At 62.8% G+C, this 19,578-nt stretch carries 23 protein-coding genes; 10 read left to right on the top strand and 13 right to left on the bottom strand.

Features of this window, described 5'->3' with window-relative positions:
• Positions 1–128: 128 nt before the first annotated feature.
• Positions 129–743 (top strand): DUF2306 domain-containing protein, encoded by a 615-nt coding sequence (locus L981_RS10840; RefSeq protein WP_052201735.1) that lies wholly within the window; start codon positions 129–131, stop codon positions 741–743.
• Between the two features lie 31 nt (positions 744–774).
• Here L981_RS10840 and L981_RS10835 read toward each other — a convergent pair whose 3' ends face one another.
• A complete protein-coding gene (locus L981_RS10835; protein ID WP_052201734.1) occupies positions 775–1,461 on the bottom strand; it encodes a TetR family transcriptional regulator in 687 nt (228 codons plus the stop codon).
• Positions 1,462–1,646: 185 nt separating this feature from the next.
• Here L981_RS10835 and L981_RS10830 point away from each other — a divergent pair, with 185 nt between their 5' ends.
• The 7 genes from L981_RS10830 to L981_RS10800 all read left to right on the top strand — a co-directional run bounded on the left by L981_RS10830 (position 1,647) and on the right by L981_RS10800 (position 9,035).
• A complete protein-coding gene (locus tag L981_RS10830; RefSeq protein WP_197067118.1) occupies positions 1,647–3,164 on the top strand; it encodes an ABC transporter substrate-binding protein in 1,518 nt (505 codons plus the stop codon).
• 79 nt (positions 3,165–3,243) lie between these two features.
• A complete protein-coding gene (locus tag L981_RS10825; RefSeq protein WP_043615136.1) occupies positions 3,244–4,248 on the top strand; it encodes an ABC transporter permease in 1,005 nt (334 codons plus the stop codon).
• 5 nt (positions 4,249–4,253) lie between these two features.
• Positions 4,254–5,108, top strand: a complete 855-nt coding sequence (locus tag L981_RS10820) for an ABC transporter permease (protein WP_052201733.1) — start codon at positions 4,254–4,256, stop codon at positions 5,106–5,108.
• Positions 5,109–5,143: 35 nt separating this feature from the next.
• The gene (locus tag L981_RS10815; protein WP_052201732.1) at positions 5,144–5,503 is read left to right on the top strand and encodes a RidA family protein; all 360 of its coding nucleotides are present in this window, start codon (positions 5,144–5,146) and stop codon (positions 5,501–5,503) included.
• A gap of 21 nt (positions 5,504–5,524) precedes the next feature.
• Complete coding sequence (locus L981_RS10810) at positions 5,525–5,887, top strand: Rid family hydrolase (protein WP_043615130.1); 363 nt, start codon at positions 5,525–5,527, stop codon at positions 5,885–5,887.
• 32 nt (positions 5,888–5,919) lie between these two features.
• Positions 5,920–7,710: an ABC transporter ATP-binding protein gene (locus tag L981_RS10805; RefSeq protein ID WP_043615128.1), complete on the top strand. Its 1,791-nt coding sequence runs from the start codon at positions 5,920–5,922 to the stop codon at positions 7,708–7,710.
• A gap of 107 nt (positions 7,711–7,817) precedes the next feature.
• Entirely contained in the window at positions 7,818–9,035 is a 1,218-nt protein-coding gene (locus tag L981_RS10800; RefSeq protein WP_043615125.1) for an MFS transporter, read from the top strand.
• A 23-nt stretch (positions 9,036–9,058) separates the two neighbouring features.
• On the opposite strand, the gene L981_RS10795 is transcribed toward L981_RS10800, so the two are convergent.
• The 7 genes from L981_RS10795 to L981_RS10780 form a co-directional block, all read right to left on the bottom strand.
• On the bottom strand, positions 9,059–9,697 hold the full coding sequence (locus L981_RS10795; protein WP_043615122.1) for a LysE family translocator: 639 nt from the start codon (positions 9,695–9,697) through the stop codon (positions 9,059–9,061).
• Positions 9,698–9,820: 123 nt separating this feature from the next.
• Positions 9,821–11,026, bottom strand: a complete 1,206-nt coding sequence (locus L981_RS10790; RefSeq protein WP_156134048.1) for an MFS transporter — start codon at positions 11,024–11,026, stop codon at positions 9,821–9,823.
• A 473-nt stretch (positions 11,027–11,499) separates the two neighbouring features.
• The gene (locus L981_RS34480; protein ID WP_197067119.1) at positions 11,500–11,658 is read right to left on the bottom strand and encodes a hypothetical protein; all 159 of its coding nucleotides are present in this window, start codon (positions 11,656–11,658) and stop codon (positions 11,500–11,502) included.
• Positions 11,640–11,792 (bottom strand): DoxX family protein, encoded by a 153-nt coding sequence (locus tag L981_RS36005; protein WP_082005978.1) that lies wholly within the window; start codon positions 11,790–11,792, stop codon positions 11,640–11,642. Before L981_RS36005 ends, L981_RS34480 begins: the two co-directional genes overlap by 19 nt.
• A 1-nt stretch (position 11,793) precedes the next feature.
• On the bottom strand, positions 11,794–11,949 hold the full coding sequence (locus L981_RS34475) for a hypothetical protein (RefSeq protein WP_156134046.1): 156 nt from the start codon (positions 11,947–11,949) through the stop codon (positions 11,794–11,796).
• A gap of 358 nt (positions 11,950–12,307) precedes the next feature.
• Positions 12,308–12,838, bottom strand: coding sequence for a DUF1097 domain-containing protein (locus tag L981_RS10785; protein WP_043615120.1), 531 nt, complete (start codon positions 12,836–12,838; stop codon positions 12,308–12,310).
• 50 nt (positions 12,839–12,888) lie between these two features.
• On the bottom strand, positions 12,889–13,626 hold the full coding sequence (locus L981_RS10780) for an SDR family oxidoreductase (RefSeq protein ID WP_043615117.1): 738 nt from the start codon (positions 13,624–13,626) through the stop codon (positions 12,889–12,891).
• A 110-nt stretch (positions 13,627–13,736) separates the two neighbouring features.
• Here L981_RS10780 and L981_RS10775 point away from each other — a divergent pair, with 110 nt between their 5' ends.
• The gene (locus tag L981_RS10775) at positions 13,737–14,639 is read left to right on the top strand and encodes a LysR family transcriptional regulator (RefSeq protein ID WP_043615114.1); all 903 of its coding nucleotides are present in this window, start codon (positions 13,737–13,739) and stop codon (positions 14,637–14,639) included.
• Between the two features lie 54 nt (positions 14,640–14,693).
• On the opposite strand, the gene L981_RS10770 is transcribed toward L981_RS10775, so the two are convergent.
• The 5 genes from L981_RS10770 to L981_RS10750 all read right to left on the bottom strand — a co-directional run bounded on the left by L981_RS10770 (position 14,694) and on the right by L981_RS10750 (position 18,625).
• Positions 14,694–15,584 carry a LysR family transcriptional regulator gene (locus tag L981_RS10770; RefSeq protein WP_043615111.1) on the bottom strand — a complete coding sequence of 297 codons (891 nt, stop codon included), beginning with the start codon at positions 15,582–15,584 and terminating at the stop codon, positions 14,694–14,696.
• Between the two features lie 167 nt (positions 15,585–15,751).
• Positions 15,752–16,315 (bottom strand): hypothetical protein, encoded by a 564-nt coding sequence (locus L981_RS10765; protein WP_052201730.1) that lies wholly within the window; start codon positions 16,313–16,315, stop codon positions 15,752–15,754.
• A gap of 114 nt (positions 16,316–16,429) precedes the next feature.
• Positions 16,430–16,789, bottom strand: coding sequence for an Atu4866 domain-containing protein (locus L981_RS10760; protein ID WP_043615108.1), 360 nt, complete (start codon positions 16,787–16,789; stop codon positions 16,430–16,432).
• Positions 16,786–17,277, bottom strand: coding sequence for a carboxymuconolactone decarboxylase family protein (locus L981_RS10755; protein ID WP_082005977.1), 492 nt, complete (start codon positions 17,275–17,277; stop codon positions 16,786–16,788). The genes L981_RS10760 and L981_RS10755 overlap by 4 nt, the downstream gene beginning before the upstream one ends.
• Positions 17,278–17,683: 406 nt before the next feature.
• A complete protein-coding gene (locus L981_RS10750; RefSeq protein WP_082005976.1) occupies positions 17,684–18,625 on the bottom strand; it encodes a LysR family transcriptional regulator in 942 nt (313 codons plus the stop codon).
• 172 nt (positions 18,626–18,797) lie between these two features.
• Between L981_RS10750 and L981_RS10745 the strand changes: the two genes are divergently transcribed.
• The coding region (locus tag L981_RS10745; protein WP_052201729.1) for an alpha/beta hydrolase at positions 18,798–19,578 on the top strand (781 nt) is incomplete at its 3' end.

The following is a 19,578-nucleotide window of genomic DNA, read 5'->3' as shown; positions in this document are numbered from 1 at the left end:
GGAGGAAATCAGACAATTTCATTCGAATGACCGGCAATGCCAAGATGCTTCCGAAGCACGGTCACAACTCAATGTTCAGGTAACCCATGTCCACTGTCAGAACGTCAGACCAGGATCACGCTCGTCCCGTGAACCGCCACATCGGATGGAGTTTCATCGCGATCTCGGCGATCGCCATCGGCCTCTACGCCGTGCCGCCCTATTTGACATTCTCGCCGCAGGACAGCCGGATTCCGCTGAACCAGCTGTTTGCCTCGCATCTGCCGTGGCTGTTCTTGCACGCCCTGCCGAGCGGCATCGCCCTCTTGATCGGCCCGTTTCAGTTCCTGCCGGCGATACGCAACCGCTGGCCGAAGGCCCATCGCCAGCTGGGCAGGCTCTATCTGCTCTGCGTCCTTGCCGCTAGCTGTGCCGCCATTTCGGCTACGGTAATGACGACGGCGGGCTTTCATGCGCAGGTGGGCTTCGGCCTGCTGGTCATCTGCTGGCTTTTTTCGGGCTGGCAGGCCTGCCGCGCCGCCCGGCAAGGCCGCTTCCGCGATCACCGCGTCTGGATGATACGCAACTACGCCCTGACCTTTGCCGCCGTCCTGTTGAGGGTCTATCTGCTCGCAGGCATCGGCCTCATGCAATTTGTTCCCTCGATCTCCTTCGACGAACTCTACGTGGCCACCATTTGGGGCTCGATCGCCACGTCCGTGCTCGTCGCGGACTGGTTTATCGTCACGCGTACCGAGCGATAGATGTGAGGGGCGCGCCCTGAGCCGAAACGTCTCACCCGGCCGATCGGCTTGGCTGCGCCTTCACATAGGTTCCGATCAGGTCGACGACATGCTGTCTTCGTTCGGTAACGATCGCCTCGGATGAAAGGTCGACGCCGAAGGTGACGGAGAGCGTGTAGCGGCTGGAAATGTGGATGAAGCTCAACGCCACAATTGAGATGTAGAGCTGCATGGCATTGATTCCCGGCTGGATCACACCGGCGGCTTCGCCGCGGTCCAGAAGCGTCTGGATGGTCTCGATCAACGGCCTGGAGGAGCGCGGGATGCTTTCGATCGCGCGGATAAACTCCCCTTGCAGCAGGTTTTCCGCCAGCACCATTTTGATGAATGTCGGCGTCGCTGCCATGTAGTCGTAGGTAAACGCCGTAAGCGCCTCGATCGCTTCGACCGGCGGACGATCCAGGATGTTCAGCCCGGCTTCCTGGCTGCGCAGGTCGTTGTAAACCTCCTGCAGGGCCGCCTTGTAGAGCAGCTCCTTACTCTGAAAATAATGATAGAGCATCCGGATGTTGCAACCGGCGCGCTCGACGATGCGCGCCGTGCTCGCGCCACTCAGCCCATGCTCGCAAAACTCCGCAATCCCCGCATCGAGGATGGATTTGCGCGTCGCCTGTGCATTGCGCGAGCGCGGGCCGCCTGTTTCGCCGGGCTGGTGATCACTGTTGTCTGCGTCACGCATTCTGCATCCACCTTTTGTCGTGCCAACCGCGGCAGGATCTTTCTATCGCAAATGGCCATCGAGACAATTGACAACCAAGTAAGTAATAGCATACTTACAAAAATAGAGGAGACGCTTTTTGCATGGCAGGAAGCAAAAAAATGAAGACCGCCCACCGCTAAGGGGGCGGAGATGGGGAGGGGACTGTGTTCAAGGCAATCAAGAGAATTCTGCTGCTGAGCGGCGCAACTGCCGTCATGGCTGGAGGGCTTGCTCAACAGGTACAGGCGCAACAGCCGGATCAGATCACCGTTGCGATCACCGAGGGAATTACCGGCAACAATCCATACGCCGACTCGGTGGTCCTCATCGGCTCGATCTGGTGCCAGGTTTACGGCTGCCTCACGACCTGGGATTTCAAGGCCGGAAAGTTCGTTCCGTTCCTCGCCGAGAGCCTGGAGCCCGAGGACGATCTCAACTGGATCCTGACGCTGCGCTCCGACTGGAAGCGCCACAACGGCGATCCCGTGGTGGCAGCGGACGTGATCCATTCGATCGAGCGGTCGCGCAACGATCCCGAGAGCATGTCGCAAGCCTCGGTGCAGTACATCGCTTCGGCCGAGGCGCTTGACGAGCGCCGGCTGCGCATCAAGACGACCCAGAAGATGGCGACGTTGCCGAACTATCTGGCGACGATGCAGATCACGTCCAAGAAGATCTACGACGAGTACGGCGCCAAGGCGGCCGACCGCGAGCATCCCGTTGGCGCCGGACCTTACAAGCTGGTCGAAGTCGGTATCGGCAGCCACATCGTCATCGAACGGGTGGACGGCCACCCGATGATCCAGCCGACCAATCCGAAGCGCATCATCTACCGCATGATGGTCGAGCCGGAGCAGCGCGTGACCGCACTTGCCAATGGCGAAGTGCAGATCGCGCAGAGCATTCCGCCGCAGCTCGTCAACCGCGTGCAGCAATTGCCGAACGCGACGGCCGAGATGGTCGACTCCGCCGAAGCGATGTTCATCGCGATGAGCCCGAAGACCGCGCCCTGGGACAACCCGAAGGTACGCCAGGCGGTTTGCCATGCGATCAACCGCGAGGGCATTGCCCGCGCCATCCTCGGCAATCAGGTGACGCTGCTCAACGGCCCGGTCGGCGACGGCCAGCTCGGCTTCGATCCCGATTACGCGTCGCCGATGAACTTCGATCCGGAAAAGGCAAAGAAGCTGCTCGAGGAGGCCGGTGCCGTCGGCACTGCCGTCGATCTCTACACCCCGGTCGGTCGCTACACCGCCGATCGCCAGATCACCGAAGCAATCGTTCCGATGCTCGAACAGGTAGGCTTCAAGGCGACGTTGCAGTCACCCGAATGGGCAACGCTTTGGACCAATGTCCAGCGCGGCGAAACGCCATTCTACTATATGGGCCGCGGCAACATGCTCGATCCGTCGCCGGCGCTCGCGCAATATTTCGAGACCGACGCTTCGCCGCGGTTGAAGTACTCCAACCCGGAGGTCGATGCCTTGCTTCAGGCCGAGCGCCAGGAGTTCGACCCGACCAAACGGGTGGCCATGCTCTCCAAGGCGATGGCGGCCATCACCGAAGACGCGCCGGCCTGCTTCCTGTGGCTGCACAAGCTCGCCTGGGGTGTCGCCAAGGGCGTCGACTACAAGCCGAGCAAGGCTGACCGGGTCAACGGCTGGGAAATCCACCTGAGATAGCCGCGGCCATCCCTTCACGCCGGGGACGCTCGCAAGCGCGCCCCGGCGCCTATTCCCTCAAGAGTTCCAAGGGTTTCCCATGCTTGGCTACACGCTGAGACGCGTGGCCGGCACCGTTCCGGTGCTGTTCATGGTCTCGCTTCTGATTTTCGCATTGGTCCAGCTCGCCCCGGGCGATCCGGTCGACATGCTGGTAAGCGACGAGGCGACCGAGGAGGTCAGGCTGGCGATCCGCTCGGCCTGGGGTCTCGATCAGCCGATCTATATCCAGTACCTGACCTTCGTGAAGAACGCGGTGATGGGAGACTTTGGGCAATCCTTCCGCTACCGCGAACCGGTCATGGATCTGATCCTGGCACGCCTGCCGGCAAGCCTGGAACTCGCCATCTATTCAACATTGTTGGCCGTCGCCATCGGTCTTCCGCTCGGCGTCTGGGCGGCCAGCCGGCCCAATTCCCTTGTCGACACGATCGGCTCGATCGGCGGATTCTTCGGTATCAGCCTGCCGAACTTCTGGCTCGGTATCCTGTTGATCCTGCTCTTTGCCGGAACCTTCAATCTGCTGCCCTCAGGCGGCCGCGAAACCTGGGGCTTAAACGTCGAACGGGTCACCGGATTTTTGACGATCGACGCCATCATTGCCGGCCGCTGGGATGCGCTCTGGGACGCGCTTCGCCACCTGACCCTCCCTGTCATCGTGCTCGGCACCAACATGACCGGCATCATCATGCAGATCACACGCGCCTCGGTGCTGGAGAACCTGCAGGAAGACTACGTCATGACCGCCCGCGCCAAGGGCATGAGCGGACGCGTCGTGCTCTGGCGTCACGCTTTCCGCAATGCGCTCATTGCCGTCATCACCATCATCGGCCTCGAATTCGGCACGCTCATCAGCGGCGCCATCATCGTCGAAACCGTCTTTGCCTGGCCCGGCATCGGCTACCTGCTGCTGCAGGGGATCTCGTTCCGCGACTTCCCGCTGATCACCGGCCTGGTGCTCGTCTACACGACGCTGTTCGTTCTCATCAACCTCGCGATCGACATGATCTATACCGTCGTCGATCCGCGCATCCGTCTGGGGTGACTAGGATGGCTCGCTCCTCCAAAACTCGACAGCTCCTGCAGGCATTGAAATCGCCGAAAGGCGCCTTCAGCCTCGTCGTCATCGCTCTCCTGCTGCTGGCTGCCGCCTTCGCGCCGCTGCTTGCGCCGTTCGACCCGAACCGCCAGGACCTGATGCTCGCGATGACGCCGCCGCAACTGACCGGCCCCCATTTCCTGGGCACCGATCACGTCGGGCGCGACATGATGAGCCGCATCATCTACGGCTCGCGCGTCTCTCTGCTGATCGCCGTTGCCGTGGTTCTCTTCTCCGGCGTGGTCGGGGTCACGCTCGGTGTCGTCTCCGGCTATTACGGCGGACGGGTGGATTCGCTCATCCAGAAGTTTCTGGAAGTCGTCTGGGCATTTCCGCCGCTCCTGCTTGCGATCTCGATCGTCGCCTTTCTCGGCCAGGGCCTTGGCATTCTCATCGTTGCGCTCGCGTCGCAGCGCTGGATCCCCTATTGCCGCCTTGCCCGGGCAGAAGCGCTGACCCTGCGCGAACGGGAATTCGTCTCCGCTGCGCGATCGCTCGGCGCCAGCGACAGTCGCATCCTGCGCACGCATATCCTGCCGAACCTCATCCAGTCGGCCCTGATCGTCGCGACCTTTGCAATGGCCACCGCAATCATCGCGGAATCGAGCCTCAGCTTCCTCGGCCTCGGCGTACCGGCATCGACCCCGACCTGGGGCGGCATGCTGTCGGATGCGCGCGCCTACATCAGCACCTCCTGGTGGATGGCTCTGTTTCCGGGCCTCTGCATCTTCGTCACCGTTCTCGCCATCAACCTCCTGGGTGATGTGCTCAGAACCCACCTCGATCCCCGCCTGAACCGCGCTTGACGGTTCGGAACACTAAGAAAAGAAGGATTATTCCATTGGTTGAACGTATCGAAACCTCGATGGCGGACGGCGCGCTCAAGAGCATGGCTGTGGTTCACAACGACATGGTCTTCCTGTCAGGCGTGCACGCCAACGACACCAGCGGCGACATCAAGGAGCAGACGCGCGAGGTTCTGCGCAGCGTCGATCGCCTGCTCGAGGCGGCCGGCTCGAACCACAAGTCGATCTTCGTCGTGCACATCTGGCTGAAGGACATGCGCTACTTCGGCGCCATGAACTCCGTCTGGAACGAATGGGCCGACCCGGCACACCCGCCGGCGCGCACCTGCGTCAGCGGCGAGCTTTACCGTTCGGACGTTCTCGTCGAGGCGGTCGTCATCGCCTATCGCGCCTGATTGCTTGCGAAGGAGAACCCCATGGAACTCAGAGAACTCGGCAAGAAGGATGGCGCCGGCCATCAGCCGCGCATCTGCCTCGGCAAGGCGTCGGACACGCTCGCCTCAGTATGCCTTACCGCACCGGACAAGACCGGCGACCTCAGGGATCAGTCGCTGCAGATCCTCAACGCCATCGAGGAGTATTTCCGAAGCGTCGGCTCGTCGCGCAAGCAGATCCTGATGGTGCAGGTCTGGCTGTTCGACATCAGCGAGTACCCAGCGTTTTGCGAACTGTGGAACGAATGGATCGATCCGGAAGGCGTCCCGGCACTTTCCGTCGTGACAGGGCATGCGGCGCGCCGCGACTGCGCGGTGGAGATCCGCGCCTACGCTGCTTGCTGACCTGGAAATAAAGCGTCGATCTGGAGGCGAACGTGACTGAAGACCTGCTCAGGATTTCCGATCTCGCGGTGAAGTTCCGCGGAACACCGGACGGCGTGCTTGCCGTCAAGGGCATCGATCTCGCCATCGGCCGCGGCGAGGTCGTCGCGATCGTCGGTGAGTCCGGATCGGGAAAATCGGTCACGGCCAAATCCGTCATGCGGCTCGTCGAATATATGGGTGCGGAGATCGTCGGCGGAAGCGTCTTTCTCAGCGAGAAATCAGGCGGTTCGACCGATCTCCTCACCCTCGACGAGACCCGGATGCAAGGCTTGAGGGGCGACCGGATTGCGATGATTTTCCAGGAGCCGATGACCTCGCTCAATCCGGTGTTGACCATCGGCCAGCAATTGTCCGAGGTCGTCGTGAAGCATCGCAAGATCGGCCGGGCGGAGGCCGACGGGATCCTGCTGAATGCCTTGCAACAGGTGCGTATCCCCGAACCCGAGCGCCGGCTGAAACAGTATCCGCACGAATTGTCGGGCGGGATGCGCCAGCGCGTCATGATCGCAATGGCCATCCTCTGCAAGCCGGACCTGTTGATCGCCGACGAGCCGACAACGGCACTGGACGTCACGGTGCAGGCCGAGATCCTGGAGCTGCTGAAGGTCATTCAACGCGAGACCGGCATGGCCATCCTGTTGATCACCCATGACATGGGCGTCGTGGCCGAGATCGCCGACAAGGTGGTCGTCATGCTGCGGGGCGAGGTGGTCGAGAGCGGCGAAATCCACCAAATCTTCGATGCGCCGAAGCACGAATATACGCGTCGTCTGCTCGATGCCGCGCCAAAGCTTCAGGCCCGGCAGGAGGGCTCGGCCCAGGCCGAAGTCGTTCTCGATATGCCGGCAGCGCAGGACAAGGCCGATCCGAACGTCGTCCTCAGTGTCCGAAACCTCGTCACCCGCTTTGCCGTGCGTCAAGGCATGTTCCAGCGTATCGTCGCGAATGTCCATGCGGTCGAAGGCGTGTCCTTCGATCTGCGCGAGAAGGAAACGCTGTCGCTGGTCGGCGAAAGCGGCTGCGGAAAATCGACGACCGGCAAGAGCATCATGCGGCTCATCCAGCCGAATGAAGGCGAAGTCCTGCTTCAGGGCCGTAACCTGGAAGGCGTCGGGGCAACCGAAATGATCGAGATGCGCAAGCGCATCCAGATGGTGTTCCAGGATCCCTACGCATCGCTCAATCCCCGCATGTCGGTGGAGCAGATCGTCGCCGAGCCGCTGCGCATCCATCGCGTCGGCAGCCCGTCGCAGATCCGCGACAGGGTCTACAGCCTGCTCGAACGCGTCGGGCTCACCCGGGCGCAGGCGAGCCTCTATCCGCATCAGTTCTCCGGCGGCCAGCGGCAACGCATCTGCATTGCCCGTGCTCTGGCGCTCAATCCGAAGGTGATCATCGCCGACGAGCCGGTCTCGGCGCTCGACGTCTCGATCCAGGGGCAGATCCTCCATCTGCTCGCGGAGATCCAGGAGGAGTTCGGGATTTCCGTCCTGTTCATTTCGCACGACATGGCCGTGGTCGAGCGTGTCAGCGACCGCATCGCGGTCATGTATCTGGGCGAAATCATCGAGATCGGACCGCGCGACGCCGTGCTCGGTTCGCCGGCGCATCCCTACACACAGCAACTGTTGTCCGCAGTGCCGATCGTGCATCCCGATCAACGTCGCAGCCGAACCCTCGGCGCGCGGGAACTGCGCAGCCCGATCCGTCCGCCCGGCTACGTCCACCAGACGCCAGCCTTGAAGGCGGTGGGCTTTGAGCATTACGCGCGGCTAGCCTGAGAGGGCACTCAGCCTCGGAGATCGGGTGCTCCTTCCGGAGGTCCGCAAAGGTAAGGCCTGCTACGGGATTTCCCGTATCGGGCAACAATTCGACGACAGGAAAACATATGCAGAGCCAGGGCGGGTTGCGTTGGGTCTTTTTGGTCGCTGTGGCGGCCGTCGGTCTCAATCTTCGCCCGTTTATCGCAAGTGTCGGGCCTTTGGCAGAGAGTGTTCGCTCCGGTACCGGCCTCGGTCCCTATGGACTGGCAATGCTGACATTCGTGCCAATGGTGCTGATGGGCTGCGTTGCCTTCCTTGGCCCGGGTCTGCAGCGGATCGCCGGCACACGCCCGGTGATCCTGTCTGCGCTCGCCACCATCGGCCTCGGGACGATCATGCGTCTCTTCGTTTCCAGCGGCTGGATGATGATCGCCACCGCTGCTGTGATCGGGGCGGGTGTCGCGGTCGTTCAGGCTGTCTTTCCCGGCATCATCAAACGGCAGTTTCCGGATCAGGCGGGCCCGATCGCCGGCCTCTACTCGGCGATGCTGCTGGGCGGCGGCGCCTTGGGAGCGCAGGCGTCTCCTGTCATCGCGGACTTGACCGGCAGCTGGCGCATCGGACTGGGTTCGCTGGCAGCGCTCGGCTTTGTCGCCGTCGCTGTTGCCTGGGTCGCGCTTCCCAGCGACGGCCCGCAAAAGCCGGAAGGCAACCTCGTCCGAAACTTGCTCACGAAGCCGCGGGCCTGGCTGCTCATGGTGTTCTTCGGCCTGGTCAATGGCGGCTATACTTCGGTGGTGGTCTGGCTCGCTCCACACTACCAGCAGCTAGGCTGGGGCGCTTCGGCGAGCGGCAGCCTGCTGGCGGTCATGGCGGTCTTCCAGGCGGCGGCCGCGCTCATCCTGCCGGTCTTGGCCTGCCGCAACGGGATGGACCGGCGGCCGTGGCTGTGGTTCACGCTTGGATGCCAGTTCGCAGGCTTTGCGGGCTTTGCCTTCGCGCCGCATGCCGCACCGTTTGCGTTCGTCGCGCTGACCGGCGCCGGGCTCGGCGGCTGTTTCGCCCTGTCGATGGTGGTCGCGCTCGATCATCTGGCCGACCCCGCACAGGCAACTGCGCTATCGGCCGTGATGCAGGGTGGTGGTTTTCTGCTGGCGGCGACACCGCCGATGATCGTGTCCGCACTCCACGACCTGACCGGAAGCTTTGCCGCCGGCTGGAAGTGGCATCTCGGTTCTATTCTCATCGCAGCCGCGCTCACCGCGCGCCTGGCGCCGCGAGGCTATGCAGCCGCAATCCCACTGGCACCGGCGGCAACCAGCACCGACCGGCCGCTCGGATAACGCGAAGCTGCGAACAATCGCCGTCAGGCGATCGTTCGTGCGCTATCCGTCATCAGCTTCAGCCCAAGTGCGCCCACCACCGCGCCAGCGGCGCGGTCGATCCAGGTCTTTGAGCGCAGATAGACGACCCGCGGCCCATGGGAGGAAAAGCCGAGGGCGACGATCGCGTACCACAGGAACTCGTTGATGAAGAGCAGCGGGGGCAGGGCGAGAAGCATCCAGGTGGGCGCCGGCGACGGCAGCAGCGCGGCGAACATCGAGGCGTAGAAGATCGCCGTCTTCGGGTTGGAGATCTGAACGAAGAGCCCTCGTAGCAGGGATTTCCAGAGCGTGCTCGGCTGGTCGGCGGGCGTCTCGGCAATCGTAATCTTCTGCGGTGCTGCCCGCCAGATACTTATGCCGATCCAGACGAGATAGGCGCCGCCGGCGAGCCTCAGGAGGATGTTGAGCCATTCGACCTGAAGAAGGATCGCCGTCAGGCCGGCGACCGCGATACAGGCGAAGAAAAAGCCGCCAATGCCCATGCCGACCGCTGCCATCAATCCATCGGCGCGCGACCGCGCGATCGCGATCCGCGACACGACGATGAAGCTCGGGCCGGGGCTCATGGCCCCAAGCAGGAAGACGCCCAGGATGGAGGCAAGAATTGCAAGTTCATGCATGTCGCTATCCTCTCATAGGAGCGCTGCCGCCAGCGCGGGGTGATTATGAAATGCGTCGCGTCATTCCTCGATCGGGCGCGTGCCGCTCCTGCCTGCTCCGCCGGGAAGCCGAAAATGTATCCCTCAATGGCGCCCCTCTTCGATCTTCGGGAGGAACCACGCGAGAAGCCCCGCAAGCGGAAGGAACGAGCAGATATAATAGACCGTTTCGACGCCGTAGCGGTCGGCCAATATGCCGAGAAGCGCCGCCGCGATGCCACCCAAGCCGAAGTTCAGTCCGTAGAACAGCCCGCCGATCAGTCCGATGCGGTTCGGTAGCAGTTCGATGGCGTAGATCAGGATCGATGCGAAGGCGCTTGCCATGATCAGGTTGATCATCACCGTCAGCACGCCGGTCCAGAACAGATCGACGTGGGGCAGGATCAGCGTCAGGGGAAGCGGCCCCAGAACCGAGATCCAGATGATCCGGTAGCGCCCGATGCGATCGCCGATAATGCCGCCGATCAGTGCGCCCGCGGCCGAGGCGAGCAGGAAGATGAACAACATCATCTGTGCGGAAGGAATGGAAAGGCCGAACCTTTCCATGAGGTAGAAGGTGTAGAACGAACGGAAACTTTCACCATAGGCGTTCTTGGTGAACATCAGCAGCGTCAGGACCACCAGAGCGACGGCGATCGTTGCCGGCGCGTGACGGACGCTGCCGGCCTTTTTGCTCTCCGCCCGCAGCGCCATGAATGCAGCGCTGATCTCGCGCTGCTTGCTGCCAATCCAGGCGAGAAGCATCATGGCCAGCAAGGCCAGCGCGGCGAACCAGGCAAGGCTCGGCTGTCCCCAGGGGACAATGATCACCGCGGCAAAGACCGGGCCGAGCGCGCCGCCTGCCTGGCCGCCGACCTGAAACAGTCCCTGCGCCAAGCCCTGCCGGCCGCCGGCCGCATAGCGCGCCATGCGCGTGGCTTCGGGATGGAAGATGGACGAGCCGATGCCGATCAGCGCGACCGAGACCAGGATCATGGCATAGCTGTCGGCAAGGGCGAGGCTGACCAGGCCCGACAGCGTGAACATCATCCCGACGACCGGCGAATAGGGGGCGGGGTGCTTGTCCGTGACCATGCCGATCGCCGGCTGCAGCAGAGACCCGGCAATCTGGAAGGTCATGGTGATCATGCCGATCTGCACGAAGTCGAGCGCATAGGCGTCCTTCAGGATCGGATAGGCGGCCGGGATCAGCGACTGCATGAGGTCGTTGAGGAGATGGGTGACCCCGAGAACGACCAGGACGGCAAGATGCGTCTTCGGGCGTGTCACGGCAGGGATGGCGACTGTCATGGTAGATTTCTAGACTCCAGGATGCCGTGAAACGGCCTGCGGCGATGCCGCGCGGCGGGGAGCTTATGCATCCTCCGATAGGCGGGCAACCACCGGATGACTTCGCGCGCGAAAAAATGGGCTATCGAGCGCAGAAGGTTAGGCCCGTTCGGGCGCATTCTTCGCCAGGCTGCGACGGCGGGCACCTCGGCGCTTGCCGTCAAGGTCCGGTTCCCGCCTCGCATGTCCTCGTTCGCGCCGACTCAGGCCTCGTGTCTGAAACCGGTCTCACGGCGCTCTCGCTTTCGGTAGCAAGGTCCGCGATCGCGAGGAAAACACCGATGGCCAGGGGCTCGGCCGACACCGAGGTTATCGGTCTTTAATCAGCCGATCGGAAACGAACCGTCGGATAGCCCGCCGCGCTACCGCGCAGCCGGCGCATTCAAGCGTGGTCAAGGCAAACCCCCGGGCTCACCTGATCTGTCTCGGAATGCTCAGACCTGCCGGCCAATCAGCCGGTCCAGCGACCAACGTCCGCTGCCATGAGCGCTGAGATAGGCGAAGACGCCGAACCACACTGTCGAAAGCTGAAAGCCGGTACCACGCGGGATCATCACCAGAACCAGAATGACGATCATTTGGACGAAGAGCATGAAGGCGAGGGGCGGGTCAAAAGCCCGAGCGCAATTGCGACACCGCCGAAAAGCTCCAGGGCGCTGGTCATATAGGCGAGCGGCACGGCCGGCTCGAGGCCCAGGCTCTGGAAAAGCTCGATGTCACGGGGCATGTCACCGTTGAAGAGCTTTTCCCAACCCGAACCAGCTCATGACACCACCCGTCGTGACCCGCAACATCGTGTAGGCAAGGTCCTGAACCTTGCCGTAGAGCGGCGCGAGAACCGGAAACATGAGCGGCAAGTCGTTCTGCGGATGAGGAGCGGACATGAATTCTCCGGAGATTAGGGATGCAAAAGCGGCGCATCCACCCACCCGAAAATCCGGGCTCCGCTATCTATGGATACCCGTCCTGCTTGTCCGATAAACCCTATGTTACGCGGGTGCCCTTCACCCTCACGGTTTAGTGCGCCTCTGTTGAGCGCCACGTAGCATTCGGCGCATTTGCGCCGTGTCTCTCGCCTATTCCGGTAAACGGACAGCTCGAAAATGGCTTGAACCTGCGCCGTGCCGGTCGCCACGACGCAGGTTTGAGCATGAGGGCAGCACGCAATCGTGATGGCGCGCGAGGCATGCTCCGCAGTTGTGCTGTCAGCCTACCGCTGATTCGGAGCAACGAATGCGTGGCTCACGCCCGCACCGCCCGACGGGTGCGGCTTTCGATGATCTGCGCGACCCATCCGGCAAGAGAACCGAGGCCGGTCGCGCCGGCGAGTTCGCTGATGGTTGCCAGCGTCGGCTCGAGGTGCGCTGCAAAGAAAGTGACCAGCCCGATGAAGTAACCGAGGAGGTTGTTCAGCCAGGGCAAGCCTCGCGTGACGATGACGACGGATCCGATCACGAAGACGACCGCTGGCAGCGCCAGTGCGCCGAGCATCGGGGCCAGCAGCGCGACCGCCAGGGTCGAGATCGCGCCGAGCGAAAGTCCGATCACGACGCACACATAGGTCCGCAACCCCTCAGCCGGCGACGGCTTGCGCGTAAAATAGGCGATCCATCCCATGAACATGGCCCAGGGGGCGATCGCGAGCACCAGGCTGAGGCCGGAGGCCATCGCTGCAACGAAGGCTGCGGTGACGGTGAAGATCAGATAAAGCCCGGTGCTGCTCCCGGATCCGGCAGCACCATGGGTCTCTGCATGAGTCGTTTCCTGCGTCATCAGACATTCCTTCCTTGAATGAGCCTAGGTTGTGAGAAGAGGCGTGCGGGTCAGCACATGCCGCCATTTGCCCGGATGACCTGGCCGTTGACCCACGCGCCTTCCGGTCCGGCGAGGAAAGAGACGACACGGGCGATATCTTCCGGTTCGCCGAGCCGTTCGAGGGGGTTCATCTTGGCCATCCGGTCCAGCAATTCCTGGCTCTTGCCGCTCAGAAACAGCTCGGTTGCAACCGGCCCGGGGGCGATCGCATTCACGCGAATGCCGCGTCCGCGCATCTCCTGGGCAAGGACCTGGGTAAGACCTTCGACCGCCGCCTTGGTGGCGATGTAGATGCCATAGGTCGGCAGTCGCATTCCAATCACGCTCGACGAGACGTTGATGATGCGGCCGTCGTTGCGCAGCCATCTCGCCGCCTCACGGCAGACGTTGAACGTGCCCTTCAGGTTTATCGCGATGGTTTCGTTCACGACGTCGTCTGTGATGTCGGCAATCGGCGCAAGCTTCATGATGCCGGCGCTGTTGACGACGACGTCCACGCCGCCGAAGGCTTGCGTGGCCATGTCGAACATTGCCGCAACCGCGCCGGCGTCGCTGACATCCGCCTGGACAACGCATGCGTCACCGCCGCTGCCGATGATCTGGTCCGCGACCACCTTGGCCGCCTCGGTACGCCCCGCATAGTTCACGACAATCTTGAAGCCGTCTCGGGCGAGACCCTTGGCGATTTCCGCGCCAATGCCTCGCGACGCTCCGGTTACCAGTGCGACCTTGTTGCTGTTGCTCATTTGCCAAGCCTTTCAAGCGTGCCGATCTATCGATGCGAGGAGGATACGCTTGGCGTGAGAGGAGAAAAAATTCATAGTTCTCAGACCAACAATGACTGAGAGTATGAGTCATGACATTCGATGCGCGCCTGCTCAGTGGGATCGGTGTGCTGACTGCGGTCGTCGAAGCCGGCAGCTTTGCCCGGGCCGGTGAGGCGATGGGGCTGACCCAGCCGGCGGTCAGCCGCGCGGTCGCGCGTCTTGAGGAGCGCGTCGGCATACGGATCTTCAATCGAAGCGCCCGGGCAATCTCGCTGACGGACGAGGGACGGCACTTTTATGAACGCGTCGCGCCCCTCCTTTCAGCGATCGAGGAGGCGGCAATCATGGCGGGCGGCACCAAAACGCAGGTGCGCGGCAAGCTGCGGGTCAATGTCGATGGAACCTTCGGGCATTTTGTACTCGCCCCGAGGATTAATGACTTTCTCGAGCGCTATCCGGAACTCTCGATCGAAATCTTCGTGCGCGACTCGATCGGCGATTTTGTCGGCGAGGGGACGGATGTCGCCATACGCTTCGGCGAACCTGGCGCCCATTCGTTACATGCGGAGCTGTTGCTGGAAACGCGCGTGTTCACCTGCGCGTCGACGCAATACCTTGAGAGATATGGCAAACCGCAAGTGCCAGCCGATCTCTTTCATGGACACCAGTGCGTCCTCATCCGCGATCCGGCAACCGGGCGTCCCTTTGCCTGGGAGTTTCAGCGCCGGGGCGAAGCCGTACCGTTTGCTGCGAGCGGCCGGGTCACGGTCAATGACACGGGCTCGCTGATTGCCGCCTGCCGCAGCGGCGCCGGCATCGCGCAGCTGCTCGAACTCTATGTCAGGGACGAATTGGCAGGCGGCGATCTGATCCAGATCCTGCCGGACTGGGCGGAGGAAACCTTCCCGCTTCATGCCTATTATCGCCGCTCGGAGTTGATGCCCGCCAAATTGCGGGTCTTTCTCGACTTCGTGCGCGAGATCGTCGCCTAGGCATATCGCGTCGAAGGCAGAGCGCCTTTCAGCGGCCTATCGCCGTGCTCACCGCTATGGCCGCCACCGAACGTGCTCGATCAGCGCGCGCAGCTTCGGCGCCAGGTTCCGTCGATTGGGGAAGTAGAGATAAAAGCCCGCGAATGGCGGGAAGTAGTCTTCGAGAAGCGGCACCAGTTGCCCCGAGGAAACATAGGGCTTGAAGGTTTCCTCCATGCCAAAGGTTATGCCGCCCCCGGCGCAGGCGGTCCGGATCATCAGCGACATGTCGTTGGTGGTGATCTGCGGGTTCACCGCCACGTCGAACTCGCGGCCATCCTTGCCGAATTCCCAGCGATAGGGCGCGATCTGGGGCGACGGGCGCCAGCCGATGCAGCGGTGCTGGGCGAGGTCCGCCGGCAGCAAAGGCCTGCCGAAGCGTTCGATATAGGATGGCGCCGCAACCGCCGTCTGGCGTTGCTCGGCCGATACCGGCACTGCGATCATGTCCTGCTCGATGACCTCGCCAAGCCGCACCCCGGCATCATAGCCTTGGGCCACGATGTCGAACTCCTCGTCCGTGACGGTCACATCGATCTGGATCGTGGGGTAGGTTTCGGCAAAGCTTGCGAGCAGTGCTCCTGAGATGAACCTTTCGGCGATCGAGGACACCGCCAGCCGCAACAGCCCGGTTGGCGCCATGTCCCGGTCTGCCGTGGCGTCCAGCGCCATGCCGACCTCTGCGAGGGCCGGAGCCACGCGCAGGTAAAGTTGCGCGCCAGCCTCCGTGAGGCTGACGCTGCGTGTCGTCCGCTGCACGAGTGCCACGCCGAGCCGATCCTCCAGCCGCCGCAGCGATTGGCTTACTGCTGATCGGGTAACGCCCAGGTGCTCGGCAGCCGCGCGAAAACTCCGCGCCTCGGCGACGGCCATGAAGACGGAGATGGCATTGAGATCGACGGCCATTGGACAACTCAGATTACCGGTGTCGGCATGATTGGGCAGAATGAAGATGCAATCTTTGCCTGCCGATCGACAACCTTCATGGCATCAAACAATGTCACCGCCAAGTTCTGCCGCGGCTGTAATCGCCTCCAGAGGCTTGTTGCGATTGCAAGAGCCCGGCAGCTCCTTCACTTCGTCCCAGCCTCCCGCGCCAGAAACGGCGCAATCTCGCCTTCGCTGACGGTCCGTGCAGAGTTGTGTTCATGGCGGATTACCCAACGGCAACCGTCACACTCCCAACCGAGTTGAGAACGATCAACGATCGCCGTCACTGTGCCATCATTCGTTTCGAGCCGTGCGACGAATTCGAGCGTTGTCGACGCAGCGCGCTCGCCGACGATCGCATCTGGTCCGTCGGAGACGGCGTGTATCGCCGCGCGCATGTTGTTGAACGGGCCTTCCCACATGGCCCCGTAGTCAGCCGCGCGGCGCGGCGTCCGGAAGTTCGGCGCCAGATCGTCGTAGAACACGCCCTCGCCATCGAGGTCGTAGTAGCGTCCGAGCTTGTCGGCGAACTTGAATGCCGGATCCTCGGGTGCGCGCTCCCAGCCTTCGAGGATCCAGCTTCTATGCAGTTCCGCCGGCCCGTCCGGCCCGGCTGCTGGGCAGGCGGGCGGTGTCTCCTGTTGCGCAAAGGCGGTCCCCGTCGCCAGCATCCAGGATGCTGCCAGGGCGAACATGTTGAACTTCATGGGTTTGGTCCTTGTCTATTGTATTGCCGCGGCGGGAGACACATGGCAGCCACCTTTAGATCAAGGGATCGGGCGATCCTGGCTGCTGCAACCTTCGTGTTCTCCCTTCCGTCGTCACCTTTCGCGGTAAAACACCATGCCGCCGTGATGCAGCACGCCGTCGATGAACGCGCCATCGGCCGTGAAGCCGGTGTCGTCCCAGTAGTCGATCTGGTTGCCGGTCACTTCGTAGCGCCCCTGATAGGCGCTCTTTCGGTTTCCGCGCGCCTCGTCGTAGCGACCGTTCGGCAGCAGTTCCTGCCGGATCCGCCCGTCCTCAGTGACCCACATGCCGACATAGGGATGATCTGCTTGCTTGCTCTGTGCTTCGCTGCTCACGGCGTCCTCCGCGACGGCTTGACGGGAGATCGGCGCATCGAGGGACGCCAGACCGGCAATAAGGGTGGCGGCGGCAAGTTTGGGGAGATTGTTCATGGCTGCTCTCCCGCAGGCTTGTCCTTGCCCGCATCGGCCCGTTCGGCAAAGAGCTGTGACAGCGATTGCGACGCAGCAATGGCCCGCGGAAATCCGGCTGGAACGGTCACCATGTAGATGACTTCCTTGAGCTCATCCTCGGAAACGTCGACGTTGAGCGCGTATCCGGCATGGACCTTCATCAGGTCGGTCAGTCCCATCGCGGCGAAGGCGGCGACCGCCGCCAGTTGCCGCGTCCTGTTGTCGAGTCCCGGGCGAGACCAGACGTCGCCGAGGGCATAGGCCTCGGTCGCATCGGCAAGGAAAGGAAACTCCTGCCGCATCCGTTCCAGGTTGGGCTGCGTCACGCCATTGTTGAGCGTCCGGATGACGGCAGCGCCGCGTTCGCGACGCTCCTCCAGGGATTGGGCGAAGGCGACCTCCGGCGAAAGGCCCAGGAAAACCGCCGCACCCGCGGCCGCGAATTGCGATTGAATGCGATCAAGCATGTTTCTCTCCTCGATAGAGGGCTGTGCGGACGTCCAGCCGTCGCAAACGCCGTCATTGCTCCGGCTGTTCGACGCCGGGTGGAAGGCGCGGCAAGCGCGCGTCCTGTCCGCGTCTGTTGAATTGGGGGAGGCACTGCCGTTTGGAGCGCCGAAAATCAGCGGGCCTTGCCCTGTTCTCCTCCGTCTTGCGTTGCGGTATCGACGCAAAAGGTAGGCGGGAAGGACTGGAACGATAAGCCGCCGATTTCGATCCGTACTGGTGAGCCTGGCTAACCAATCGCAATACTGTTCGACGGCACGACCATCGCAACCGTGTCAGTTATGACAGGTACATTTTGGTTTCTCGGGCACGGGACCTTTGGCGCAATTGGGACGGCGCCACGCCACACTTTGATCTCGAGATTCCCTACAAGAACACCCCAGCCTCGCGGCTCAGCGTATCGATCAGCAGGCGGACACCGGGCAGCATGCCGCGGCTCGCAGGGTAGATCAGCGAAATATCCAGCCCGGGCCCGGCCCAGCCAGGCAATATCTCAATGGCGGTCCCCTCGGCAACCATTCTGCGGCCGATGACGGTCGGTAGGCGGCCGATGCCGATCCCGGCCTCGATGGCCTCGGATATGGCCCGGACGCTGTTGGCGCACATGCGCGGCCTGAACTCCACCTTCACCGGGTACTGCGTTGCATGGTGGAGTGTCCAGACCTGGCTTTCGCCCGGTACGATCTGCTCGCCGATCAGCGGATAGGCCTTGAGATCGGAGGGGAGCGACGGCAGGCCATGCGCGGCAACCAGCGCAGGTGCCGCAAACATAGACGCCTCGGTGCGGCCGATCTTGCGGCCGATCAGGGACGAGTCCTTGAGCTTGCCGACGCGCACGGCGAGGTCATAGCCTTCGGCAACGAGATCGGCATGGCGGTCCGAGACGTCGATCTCGCAGTGCAGTTTCGGGTTCGCCGCGGCGAAACGCGCCACGACCTTGCCGAGACCCGCCTCGACCAGCACCGACGACATCGACAGCCGGAGCCTGCCGGAAGGTTCTGCGGCCGCTTGGGCGGCTTCGTCCGTCGCCCGCTGCAGGGCATCGACGATCAAACGCCCGTGGACAAGGAAGCGCTTGCCGGGCTCGGTAAGAGACGAACGTCGTGTCGTTCGCGCGATCAGCCTGACACCGAGATGCCCCTCCAGTTCGGCCACGCGCTTGCTGACGGTCGCCAGAGGGATGCCCATCGAGCGCGCCGCGGCGGTGAAGCTGCCCATTTCCGCAACGCGGGTGAAAATGACCACGGCCTCGACCGGAGGAAGGCGCTCCACGGTCGAAGCGGCAATCATCCTATTATCTACGGTCATGGATTCTAATTCCAAATCTAGAGAATTATCCCGCCAAGAGGGATAATCTACCTTCTCCGCATGAACCAGATGTTTTTCACGTTCCGCGCCTTGGACCGGAGTTCGCTGCCGATTCCGAACCTCAAGTCCTGGCGGCCGTCGGAGACGTCACCATTTCCGTCAGGAGACCCGCATGCCTCTCAATGTCAGGGAATTTGCCGCCATGTCGCTGTCCACCGCCTTGCTCACCGCTGAAACCGCGTCGTCAGAGTTGCAACGACCGCCTGCCATCACGGCCATCGATCTGGTCGATCCTGAACTGCGCCCGATCCTTGAACAGATCCCGCCGCTCGACCTCGGCATGGACAATCTCCAGATGGTTCGCGGCGCCCCGTTCCCGCCGGCGCTGTCGCCGCCGGCCGTGCAACCGCAGGACCGCTTCATCGTGGGCGATGAGGGGAACTCCAAACTGAGGATCGTCGTTCTCGATCCGGCGCCGGAACGCACGGACAAACCGGCGATCCTGCATCTCCATGGTGGCGGACTGGTCGTCGGCAAGCCTGAGGTGGCCATTCCCGAACTGCAGCAACTGTCTGCGGAACTGGGTGCGCTCATCGTTTCGGTCGACTATCGCCTGGCGCCCGAGCATCCTTTCCCCGCCGGACTTGACGATGCATACGCGACGCTCGGCTGGCTGCATCAGGCCGCGGCCGAGCTCGGCGTCGATCGGAAACGGATCGCCATGATGGGCGAGAGTGCCGGTGCCGGTCTTGCCGCTGCCGTCTCGCTCCGGGCGCGCGACCGCGGCGAGTGGCCGATCCGTTTCCAGTTGTTGCGTTATCCGATGCTCGACGACCGCACTGCGCTGCGCTTGCCACCGGCTCACGTCGGGGCCTTCATCTGGAACGCGCTGTCGAATGCTTTCGGCTGGACGGCCGTCCTCGGGCGCGAGCCGCTGATGGCGGAAGCACCGG

This window comes from Ensifer sp. ZNC0028 (assembly GCF_000799055.1).
Lineage (GTDB): Bacteria > Pseudomonadota > Alphaproteobacteria > Rhizobiales > Rhizobiaceae > Ensifer.
The sequence above is the reverse complement of the archived record's forward strand: the minus strand, read 5'-3'. Positions and strand labels throughout refer to the sequence as shown.